The organism is Micromonospora sp. D75 (genome assembly GCF_018070405.1).
GTDB classification, from domain to species: domain Bacteria; phylum Actinomycetota; class Actinomycetes; order Mycobacteriales; family Micromonosporaceae; genus Micromonospora; species Micromonospora chalcea.
The window spans coordinates 1-8,008 of sequence record NZ_JAGPXV010000249.1; the positions used below are offsets into that span (position 1 = coordinate 1).

Consider the following 8,008-nt stretch of genomic DNA (forward strand, 5'->3'; position numbering starts at 1 on the left):
GAGCTGCACCGACAGGTACGCCTGCTCGCGCAGGAGAACGACAGGCTGAAGCGCGCCCTGCGGGACTGGCAGACCATGCACGCCCGCGAGTGCCGCCCGCCGAACGACGGCCACTGGTAGCGGTGCGCCCGCAACCCGGTGACCTGCTGCGAGTCGACGGCCGAGCGTCCGTGCAGTTCGGCGGCGACCGGGCGCTCACGTTCCGGGTCGTGTCGGTCGGCGCCGAGGTGACGCACACCGGCTGGATCTGGTTGACCGGCTACGTGCTCGACCGTCGAGGCACCGCGACCGCGAAGCGGGAGATCTTCGTGCAGCTCGCCGGGCTGCGCCGGGCCCGCGAACCGTTGCCGCGCGATCAGTCCTGGGTGCCGGCGAACAGCGTCCAGGCGTCGATCTCGGTCGGCGCGAGCGGCCGCGCCGGCAGGTAGGACGCCAGATCGCGGAAGTCCGCCACGGCGTTGTGCACGCACACCGCGAGCGAGAAGTGCAGCAGTTCGCGCAGCGCCTGCGCGTCGGGCGCGGTGGCGTCGTCGAGCAGCGGACTGCGGACGTCCAGCGCGAACACCACGTGGCAGGCGCTCTGGTCGGCCTTGACGACGCAGTAGTAACGCCCCTCCTCGGCCAGCCGGTTGCGGATGTTCGCCCAGGCCATGGCCCCGGAGATGTCCGGCACGTCGGCGCCGGCCGCGCAGGCCATCCGGAAGACCCAGCGGGCCGGGTCCTCCGGCGACACCGCGCCGTAGACCAGCACCAGGCCACCGCGGTGGAAGACGGCGAAGCCCTGTACGTCGGGGGTGAGGTGCAGGAAGTCCGGAGTCCAGACCCGGTCGTACTGCCGCTCCGCCAGGGACCGCACGTACGTCACGGTCTGGCCGGCGGCGTGGCGAGCGTCTACGCCCATGCGTTCTGGTCCTCCCCCGAAGCATCGCGGAGCCTCACGCTACGAAGCGCTTCGATAACAGATCAAGGCATGCCGATCGAGTTTGGATGGTCGGTCTCGTGAACGGGACCGAACCCGCCCCGAGTCCCACGGATAGGACTACGGGACGGCTCGTCCGATCGGTCAACCGGCGGGGCGGAGCCGTCCGCGCGGCTGCGCGCGTACACCGGTCGCTGTTGTTAGCGTGGATCGCGGACCGCCACGGCGGTCCGGCCACCCCTCACCCGACGGCCCGCGCGTCCCGGCGACGCCGCGGGACGCGGTGCCGCGATCCGGCAGGGAGGGAGTGCGATGACCGCGGTGCCGGAGGATCCGGGGCCGGCCGACCAGCGGCCCGCGCCGCGCAACGGCTGGCGGGTACGGGCGCGGGCGCTCGGCGACGCGGCGCGCCTGCGGACCCGGCGTTTCTGGGACGGCGCGCAGCCTACGCTGCGGCGGCTCTGGTGGACCGAGGAGCCGGAGACGCCGGTGACCACAGTCGACCGGCGCGCCCCGGAGCCGCTCGTGGTGCCGGCGCAGGGCCAGGTGTACGTGTTCCTGGTGCGGGTCACCTACACCTGGTCGTCGGAGACCGCGCGGCCGGAGCTGTTCGGCTGGTACGTCGACTACTTCCAGGCGCAGGCCACGCAGCGGCTGCACCGGCTGGCCGTCCGCTACGCGGTGGAGGTGCCGCCGCACCGGCCGCGTGACCTGCACGCCGCGCTGACGGCGGCGCTGGCCGAGGACGATCCACCGCCCTGGACGTACGCGCGCGGGGAGGTGACGGTCGCCTGCGAGCCGGACGTCACGGTGCATCTGGACGAGCGGGTGCGCCGGCTGCTCCAGCCGTACTGGGAGCAGCGCATCGCGCTGGAGTGCGAGCGCGACCTGGCCCGCCGCCGCGCCGAGTACGCCGACGAGCGGGACCGGCGCGACCGGCAGCCGGAGGCGGCGGGAGCGAGGCCCGCGCCGCGAGCGCCGGACGCCAACGGGCCGGCGGACCTGTTCCCGCTGGAGCCGCTGCTCCCCCCGCCCGCGCCGCGCCCGGCTCCGGGGCAGCGACCGCGCCCCGGCGAGCCGCAGCCACCGGCAGTCTGACGCGCCGCACGGGCGGACGGCGGCGGTCAGCCCGCTACGGCCGCCTCGTCCGGCCGGGTCCGGCGGGCGGTCAGGTACGCGGCGAGGCCGATCAGCAGCCGTTGGTGCTCTTCTGGTTGCGCTTCAGCCCGTCTGACCAGGTCACGCCCTGCACGACGGCCACCACGACGCTGCCGTTGTGGATCTGCTCGTAGTGCAGGTGCGGGCTGAGGTCGTACTTCGCCGAGGTCGCGCCGACCCGGCCGATGACGTCGCCGCGCTTCACGGTGTCGCCAGTGGCCACCGCGCGCGAGTTGAGGTGGGCGTACCGGGTGCGCCAGCCGTCGCCGTGCCCGATGACGATGGTGTTCCCGTAGCCGGAGGTGGTGGAGTAGTACGACTCCAGCACGGTGCCGGCGGCGCTGGCGACCGTCCGGCGGTTGAGGTCGTCCGGGCTGCCGTTGGCGTCGTAGTGGTTCCAGTCGATGGCGTGAGCCGGGCTGTGCCCGTTCCAGTTGTTGCCCTGCCAGGTCTGGCCGCACAGGAACGGCATCCGGAAGCCCGGCCGGGCGGCCTGCGCGGGCTGCACGCCGAGCATCGCGCCCGCGACGACGGCGGTCGTGAGCAGCGCCGGCACGCGCCACCGGGCGGCGGTGGTCATCAGCGACATCGTTCCCCTCCTCGCATCGAGTGATCCAGGTCGATGCTATGGGCCGCGCGGAGGCCGGGTAAATAGCTACACGGATGAATGCTCGATCAAAACTTTCCTACGGTCAGCCGACCAGGGCGGCGTAGCGGCCGCGCCGGTCCAGCAGCGCGTCGTGGGTGCCGGACTCGACGATCCGGCCGTGGTCGAGCACCGCGATCCGGTCGGCGTCGCGCACGGTGGAGAGCCGGTGCGCGATGGTCACCACGGTGCGGCCCCGGGCCAGCTCGTCCAACGCCCGCTGGACCGCGCGTTCGGTCTCGGCGTCCAGCGCGCTGGTCGCCTCGTCCAGCACCAGGATCCGCGGGTCGCGCAGCAGGGTCCGGGCGATCGCCAGGCGCTGCTGCTCGCCGCCGGAGAACCGGTGGCCGCGCGAGCCGACCATGGTGTCGTACCCGTCGGGCAGCGCGGCGATGAGGTCGTGGATGCGGGCGGCGCGGGCGGCGGCCTCGATGTCGGCGTCGGTGGCGTCCGGACGCGCGTACCGGAGGTTGTCCCGCACGGTGCCGTGCAGCAGGTACGTCTCCTGGCTGACCACGCCCACGACGGCGGCCAGATCGGCCGGGCGCAGGTCGCGCAGGTCGATCCCGTCGATGGTGATGCGGCCGGCGTCCGGGTCGTGCAGCCGGCTGATCAGCGCGGCGAGCGTGCTCTTGCCGGAGCCGGTCTCCCCCACCAGGGCGAGGCTGGTGCCGGCCGGGACGTCCAGGCTGACGCCCGCGAGGGCGGCGGTGTCGCTGCCCGGGTAGCTGAAGGTGACGTCCTCGACGCGCAGGTGGCCGCGGGCGGTGGCCGGGTCGAGCGGGACCGGGCGGGCCGGCTCGGCGACCTCGACGGGCAGGTCGAGGTATTCGAAGATGCGGGCGAACAGCGCAAGCGACGCGGTGAGCGTGACGCCCACGTTGAGCAGGCCCATCAGCGGCCGGAACAGGTTGCCCTGCAGGGCGGTGAACGCGACGAGCGTGCCGATGGTGAGCGTGCCGGCGGTGCCGGGCAGCCCGGCACCGAGGTAGATCACCGCGGGGATGGCGGCGAAGACGATGCTCATGGCGGCCATCCGCCAGCGTCCGGCCAGCTCGGAGCGCAGTTCCAGGTCGACCAGGCGGGCCGAGGACGCGGTGAACCGGTCGACCAGGGCCGGGCCGGTGCCGAGCGTCTTGGCCAGCCGGACGCCACTGACCGACAGCCCCTCCTCGATGGTCACGGTGAGGTCGGCCAGCTCGCGCTGGCGCTGGGCGGTGATCTCCCGGCGCAGCCGGGCGACGCGGCGGGTGAGCCACAGCGCGGGCGGCAGCACGACCGCCGAGACGAGCGTGAGGCGCCAGCTCAGCGCCAGCATGGCGATGGTGGTGGCGACCACTGTGGTGAGGTTGGCGGCGATCGAGGTGGCGGTGGAGGTGACGACCGCCTGCATGCCGCCGATGTCGTTGGTGATGCGCGACTGGACCTCGCCGGTGCGGGTGCGCACGAAGAAGCCGATCGACTGCCGCTGGAGGTGCGCGAAGACGTCGGCGCGCAGCCGGTGCATGACCTGCTGGCCGACGCGGGTGGAGATCCAGGTCTGGGCGACGCCGAGCACGGCGGTGACGGCGGCGACCGCGACCATGCCCGCGACCAGCCAGGCCAGCAGCGTCAGGTCACGCTCGGGCAGGGCCCTGTCGATCACGGTACGCAGCAGGAACGGCGTGGCCATCGCGATGATCGAGGACGCCACGATGATCGCCACCACGGTGGCGAGCGGGCCGCGGTGGGCGGTGAACAGGCCGCCGATCCGGCGCAGGGACACGTCGCGGGCCTGGGCCTTCTCGGCCGGGGAGACGGTTCGGCCGTCGCGACGGCCGTCGGGGATGCGATCCAAGGGTGCTCCTCATGTGGGGGGATAATGCTGAGGTTACCTCAACATGAGGGAACAACACGAAAGCCTGTTACCGTATTCCCCGTGGACGGCAGCGACGAGAGCCTGGCCGAGACGTTCTGGGCGGTGACCCGCCGGCTGCGGCACCAGACCAAGCGCGCGCTTGCGCCGTGGGAGATCAGCCCCGGGCAGGCGCGGGCGCTGGGCGTGCTGATGCGTCACGGCGCGCTGCGTCCCGGCGCGCTCGCCGAGCACCTGCGCATCGCGCCGCGATCGGCCACCGAGGTGATCGACGGGTTGCAGGAGCGCGGGCTGGTCGAACGCCGGCCCGACCCGGCCGACCGGCGGGCCACGCTGGTCGCGCCCACCGCCGAGGGCGAGCGGGTGGGCGCCGCGATCCGGCAGGCGCGGGCCACCGAGGCGGAACGGTTCTTCGGCGCGCTCTCGCCGGACGACCGGGCCGAGCTGACCCGCATCCTGCGCCGCCTGCGCGAGGACTAGATCAGCGGTTTCACCCGATCCGGGTGAGGCGACAGGCCCCGTGGCGGGGAATAGCGCCATCGGGAGGAGGGCCGATGGTCGACGCCACCGAAGAGTTCTTCCGGAGCCTGGGGCAGCGCCGGCAGCGCGGGCTGACAGCGCTCCACGAGGGCAGCGTCCGGTTCGACATCGCCGGTGACGGGTCGGTCGACCACTGGCTGGTCTCCATCGCCCGGGGCGAGGTCACCGCGGCACGGCAGGCCACCGGCGGGGACGCGGTCGTCCGGGCGGACCGGGCCGTCTTCGACCGGATCGCCCGGGGCGAGGCGTACTTCCTGACCACCGTCCTGCGCGGCGAGGCCGAGGTGGAGGGCAGCCCCCGGCTGTTCGCGACCGTACGCCGGCTGTTCCCCTCCCCGCCCGGCTCGCGCCCGGAAGGACACCGGGGAGACGATCATGGGTGACGACCACGTCGGCATCTTCGACGGGACGATCTTCCTGGTCTGCGACCGGGCCGGCGACATCGTCCCGGCGGCCGACGGCACCCACGGCCTGTTCGCCCACGACACCCGCCTGCTGTCCCGGTGGCAGCTCACCATCGACGGCGAGCGGCTCAGCACGCTGTCCATCGACGACATCCAGTACTTCGAGAACCGGTTCTACCTGGTCCCGGGCGCGCAGGACGTCTACGTCAACAGCACGCTCGAGGTGCGCCGCACCCACAGGCTGAACAGCGGACTCCACGAGGAACTGTTCCTGGTCAACAACGACCGGCGAGCCGTCGACCTGACCGTACGGATCGAGGTGGACGCGGACTTCGCGGACCTCTTCGCGGTCAAGGAGGGCACGACGAACCGGGAGGGGCGGCACTACCGGCGGGTCGACGGCCCGCGACTCGTCCTGGGTTACCAGCGCGAACGCTACCGCCGCGAGACGATCGTGTCGGCGACGGCTCCGGCGGAGGTGGACGAGAACGGCCTGACGCTGCGCGTGCACATCGAACCGCACGGCCGGTGGCAGACCCGGCTGACCGCCGAGCCGGACCTCCCCCTGCCCCGCGGACTGGAACGGCTCAGCCTGCCCGGACGGGTCGAGGGCAACGCCCGGGACAAGCCCGCCGAGCTACGGGAGTGGCTGGACCGGGCGCCGCGACTGGAGACCAGCTGGGGTCCGTTGCAGAACACCTACCGGCAGAGCCTCATCGACCTGGCCGCGCTGCGGTTCAGCCCGTTCCTCGCCGGGACCGGGTGCGTGCTGGCCGCCGGGCTGCCCTGGTTCATGAGCCTGTTCGGCCGCGACAGCATCCTCACCAGCCTCCAGGCGCTGCCGTTCGCACCGGAGCTCGCCGCCACCACGCTCACCGTGCTCGCCTTCCGCCAGGGCAGCCGGATCGACGACTTCCGGGAGGAGGAGCCGGGCCGGATCCTGCACGAGATGCGCTACGGCGAGCTGACCGTCTTCGACGAGACGCCGCACAGCCCCTACTTCGGCAGCGCGGACGCCACTCCCCTGTTCCTCGTGCTGCTCGACGAGTACGAGCGGTGGACCGGCGACGCCGCCCTCGTGCGCGCGGTGGAGCAGGAGGCGCGGGCGGCCGTCGACTGGATCGACCACTACGCCGACCGGGCCGGCAACGGCTACGTCTCCTACGAGCGGCGCAACCCGGTGAACGGCCTGGAGAACCAGTGCTGGAAGGACTCCTGGGACAGCATCTCCTACCGCGACGGCCGGCTGCCGGGCTTCCCGCGCGCCACCTGCGAACTCCAGGGGTACGCGTACGACGCGAAGGTGCGCACCGCCCGGCTGGCCCGCGAGATCTGGCACGACGCGGCGTACGCGGACCGGCTGGAGCGGGACGCCGCCGACCTCAAGCGCCGCTTCAACCACGACTTCTGGATCGACGACGGCGAGTACATGGCGCTGGCGCTGGACGGCGACGGCAGCAAGGTGGACGCCCTGTCGTCGAACATCGGCCACCTGCTGTGGAGCGGCATCGTCGAGGAGCCGAAGGCCGAGGCCCTGGTGCGGCACCTGATGTCACCGGCGATGTTCAGCGGCTGGGGTGTCCGCACGCTGGCCGAGGGCGAGGCGCGCTACAACCCGGTGGGCTACCACGTCGGGACCATCTGGCCGTTCGACAACTCGTTCATCGCCTGGGGACTGCGGCGCTACGGGTACGCCGAGGAGGCGGCCCGCGTCGCGGCCGGCATCCTGGACGCGGCGGCCTTCTACGACGGCCGGCTGCCGGAGGCGTTCGCCGGGCACGACCGGTCCGAGACCCGCTACCCGATCCGGTATCCGACCGCGTGCAGCCCGCAGGCGTGGTCGGCCGGAGCGCCGCTGCTGCTCCTGCGGACGATGCTCGGCCTGCGGCCGGTCGGCGACGATCTCGTGGCCCGGCCGGCTCTGCCTGCTAGCCTCGACTACGTGGCGCTGCTCGACGTCCCCGGTCGTTGGGGGCGGCTGGACGCCTTCGGCAGGAGCACCGCCGCCGGCGGCCTGAGCCGTTACGAGCTGGCGCCACAGCAGCTCTCCGCACCGTGACGGGATCGACATGCAGCGCATCGACTGGGAGCACACCGCGGTCGTGGGCGTCCACTGGCAACCCGAGGTGGTCAGCCCGGACGGCGTCTTCGGCCCGTTCTTCGCCGACCAGGTGGCCCGGCACGGCGTGGCGGCGAACGCGGCCCGGGTCGCCGCCGCCGCGCGGGCGGCGGGCGGCCTCGTGGTCTTCACCCGGGTCGCCTACCGGCCCGGCTACCCGGACCTGATCACCAACACCCCGAGCTTCGCGATGATCGCCGAACGCGGGGCGTTCCTGGAGGGCGACCCGAAGACCCGCATCGTCGACGAGGTCGGGCGACAGCCCGGCGACGTCGTGGTCACCGGCACCCGGCTCGGCGGATTCTCCGGCACCGAACTGGACCTGATCCTGCGCGGCCGGGGCGTGCGGACCGTGGTGTTCACCGGC

The 8,008-nt window shown here is 73.1% G+C and carries 9 protein-coding genes; 6 read left to right on the forward strand and 3 right to left on the reverse strand.

Annotation, left to right across the window (positions count from 1 at the left end):
• The first annotated feature begins 122 nt into the window (after positions 1 to 122).
• Positions 123 to 428: a hypothetical protein gene (locus KBX39_RS16425; protein ID WP_210871369.1), complete on the forward strand. Its 306-nt coding sequence runs from the start codon at positions 123 to 125 to the stop codon at positions 426 to 428.
• On the opposite strand, the gene KBX39_RS16430 is transcribed toward KBX39_RS16425, so the two are convergent.
• Positions 356 to 901 carry a hypothetical protein gene (locus KBX39_RS16430; RefSeq protein ID WP_043323518.1) on the reverse strand — a complete coding sequence of 182 codons (546 nt, stop codon included), beginning with the start codon at positions 899 to 901 and terminating at the stop codon, positions 356 to 358. The genes KBX39_RS16425 and KBX39_RS16430 overlap by 73 nt on opposite strands.
• 330 nt (positions 902 to 1,231) lie before the next feature.
• Here KBX39_RS16430 and KBX39_RS16435 point away from each other — a divergent pair, with 330 nt between their 5' ends.
• Positions 1,232 to 2,017 carry a hypothetical protein gene (locus KBX39_RS16435; protein ID WP_247660275.1) on the forward strand — a complete coding sequence of 262 codons (786 nt, stop codon included), beginning with the start codon at positions 1,232 to 1,234 and terminating at the stop codon, positions 2,015 to 2,017.
• 91 nt (positions 2,018 to 2,108) lie between these two features.
• Here KBX39_RS16435 and KBX39_RS16440 read toward each other — a convergent pair whose 3' ends face one another.
• A complete protein-coding gene (locus KBX39_RS16440) occupies positions 2,109 to 2,666 on the reverse strand; it encodes a M23 family metallopeptidase (protein ID WP_083297014.1) in 558 nt (185 codons plus the stop codon).
• 103 nt (positions 2,667 to 2,769) lie between these two features.
• Positions 2,770 to 4,560 (reverse strand): ABC transporter ATP-binding protein, encoded by a 1,791-nt coding sequence (locus tag KBX39_RS16445; protein ID WP_210871371.1) that lies wholly within the window; start codon positions 4,558 to 4,560, stop codon positions 2,770 to 2,772.
• Positions 4,561 to 4,641: 81 nt separating this feature from the next.
• Here KBX39_RS16445 and KBX39_RS16450 point away from each other — a divergent pair, with 81 nt between their 5' ends.
• From KBX39_RS16450 to KBX39_RS16465, 4 genes are all read left to right on the forward strand, one after another.
• Positions 4,642 to 5,058, forward strand: coding sequence for a MarR family winged helix-turn-helix transcriptional regulator (locus KBX39_RS16450; protein ID WP_104114099.1), 417 nt, complete (start codon positions 4,642 to 4,644; stop codon positions 5,056 to 5,058).
• Between the two features lie 74 nt (positions 5,059 to 5,132).
• Positions 5,133 to 5,501 carry an SCP2 sterol-binding domain-containing protein gene (locus tag KBX39_RS16455; protein ID WP_064445712.1) on the forward strand — a complete coding sequence of 123 codons (369 nt, stop codon included), beginning with the start codon at positions 5,133 to 5,135 and terminating at the stop codon, positions 5,499 to 5,501.
• A complete protein-coding gene (locus tag KBX39_RS16460; protein ID WP_210871373.1) occupies positions 5,494 to 7,581 on the forward strand; it encodes an amylo-alpha-1,6-glucosidase in 2,088 nt (695 codons plus the stop codon). Before KBX39_RS16455 ends, KBX39_RS16460 begins: the two co-directional genes overlap by 8 nt.
• A gap of 10 nt (positions 7,582 to 7,591) precedes the next feature.
• A partial coding sequence (locus KBX39_RS16465; protein WP_210871375.1) for a cysteine hydrolase family protein occupies positions 7,592 to 8,008 on the forward strand: 417 nt, incomplete at its 3' end.

Bases quoted from the DNA above. Each gene is read 5' to 3' on its own strand.
- KBX39_RS16430 (WP_043323518.1), bottom strand. From the start codon at position 901: ATGGGCGTAGACGCTCGCCACGCCGCCGGCCAGACCGTGACGTACGTG.
- KBX39_RS16460 (WP_210871373.1), top strand. From the start codon at position 5,494: ATGGGTGACGACCACGTCGGCATCTTCGACGGGACGATCTTCCTGGTC.
- KBX39_RS16435 (WP_247660275.1), top strand. From the start codon at position 1,232: ATGACCGCGGTGCCGGAGGATCCGGGGCCGGCCGACCAGCGGCCCGCG.
- KBX39_RS16455 (WP_064445712.1), top strand. From the start codon at position 5,133: ATGGTCGACGCCACCGAAGAGTTCTTCCGGAGCCTGGGGCAGCGCCGG.
- KBX39_RS16440 (WP_083297014.1), bottom strand. From the start codon at position 2,666: ATGTCGCTGATGACCACCGCCGCCCGGTGGCGCGTGCCGGCGCTGCTC.